Below are 1976 nucleotides of genomic sequence, written 5' to 3'. Positions count from 1 at the left end.
TCCGGATTGGCCAGGGTGGTGACGTCGCCGACATCCTTGTTGTTGGAGATCGCCGCCAGCACCCGGCGCATGATCTTGCCCGAGCGCGTCTTGGGCATGTCCTTGACGATCCACACCCTGCGCGGCTTGGCGATCTTGCCGATCTCGGTCGAGATGGCATCCGAGATCTTCTTTTCAAGCTCCTTGCTGGGTTTGAAGCCCGGCTTGAGCGCGACGTAAAGGTCCGGCTCGCGGCCCTTGATCTCGTGCGCCACGGGCACCACCGCGGCCTCGGCCACCTCCGCCACCACCAGCGCCGCCGACTCGATCTCCTTGGTGCCCAGACGGTGGCCGGAGACGTTGATCACGTCGTCCACCCGGCCCAGGATGCGGTAATAGCCGTCCTGGGCCTCGACCGCCGCATCGCCGGTCATGTACGGCCAGTCGCGCCAGTCCTTGCTCTTGGGATTCTTGCAGTAGCGTTCGTAGTAAGTGCGCACGAAGCGGTCGCGGTCGCCCCAGATGGTCTGGAAGCCGCCCGGCCAGGGGTTCTGGATGCAGATGTTGCCGGCCCGCCCGGCTCCCGGAGGAACCACGTTGCCAACGTCGTCATAGATGATGGGATGGATGCCCGGCATCCCCGGTCCGGCGCTGCCCGGCTTCATGGGCTTGATGGCCGGAATCGTGCTGCACAAAAAGCCCCCCGTCTCCGTCTGCCACCAGGTGTCCACGATCGCGGCCTTGCCCTTGCCGACGAAATTGTAATACCAGCGCCAGACCTCCGGCTCGATCGGCTCGCCCACCGTGGTCATGTGCTTGAAGTTAATATTGTACTTGGCGGGCTCCTCCGGGCCGAGCTTGCGCAGCGCCCGGATGGTAGTGGGCGCCGTGTGAAAGATGTTCACGTTCAGATCCTGGGCGATCTTCCAGGCCCGGCCGGCGTCCGGGAAGGTCGGCACCCCTTCGTAGACCACCGTGGAGGCGCAGATCGCAAGCGGCCCGTAGACGATGTAAGAATGCCCCGTGATCCAGCCGATGTCGGCCATGCACCAGTAGACGTCCTCCGGATGGATGTCCTGCACGTATTTCGAGGTGCCGGCCGTGTAGGCCAGGTAGCCGCCCGTGCTGTGCTGGCAGCCCTTGGGCTTGCCCGTGGTGCCGCTGGTGTACATCAGAAACAGCGGCGCCTCGGCCGGCATCTTCTCCGGCTCGACCCGGGCTCCATAGAAATCCTTGAGGAGGTCGTTCACGAAGTGGTCACGGCCCTTGACCATGGGCTTGGGACTGGAGGCCTTGCCGGGGTAGCGCTGCCACACCAGCACCGTGTCCACTTTCTGGCCGTCCTTGGCCGCCAAGTCGCAGGCGATGTCCGCATTCTGCTTGTGGTCGCCCAGGGTGCCGTTGCGCCAGTAGGCGTCCATGGTGATGAGCACGCGGCTCTGGGAGTCCACGATGCGGTCGGCGCAAGCCCGGCCCGAAAAGCCGCCGAACACCTGGGAGTGGATCACCCCCAGCCGCGCGCAGGCCAGCATCGTGATCGGCAGCTCCGGCACCATGGGCATGTGCAGGGTCACCCGATCGCCTTTCTTCAGCTTGGCGAAGTCCCGCAGCAGCGCCGCGAACTCGTTCACCCGCACAAAGAGTTCCTGGTAAGTGATGTGTTCGTATTTCTCATTGATGGGCTCGGGCGCAAAATGGATGGCCGTCTTGTTCTTGTTCTTGCCCAGATGCCGGTCGACACAGTTGTACGACGCATTGATCTTGCCGCCGACAAACCACTTCCAGCAGGGAGCGTCGCTCGTGTCCAGAGTGGTGTGCCAGTACTCGTACCAGTCCAGCAGATCGGCGTATTCCTTGTAGCAGTTGGGAAAGTTCTCCAGGCTGAACCGCTTGTAGACGTCCGCATCGGTCATGTTGGCCTGGGCAATGAATTCCGTGGTGGGGTGAACCAGGGATTCCTCACCCCAGTGCACCGCAATCTCAGCTTCCGATGCCCC

At 63.3% G+C, this 1976-nt stretch carries 1 protein-coding gene; it reads right to left on the bottom strand.

Going from position 1 to position 1976, the window contains the following annotated elements; genetic code table 11:
* A partial coding sequence (acs, locus tag AC11W3_RS06020) for an acetate--CoA ligase (RefSeq protein ID WP_484092647.1) occupies positions 1–1976 on the bottom strand: 1976 nt, incomplete at both ends.

The organism is Geomonas sp. (assembly GCF_056994735.1).
The sequence above is the reverse complement of the archived record's forward strand: the minus strand, read 5'-3'. Positions and strand labels throughout refer to the sequence as shown.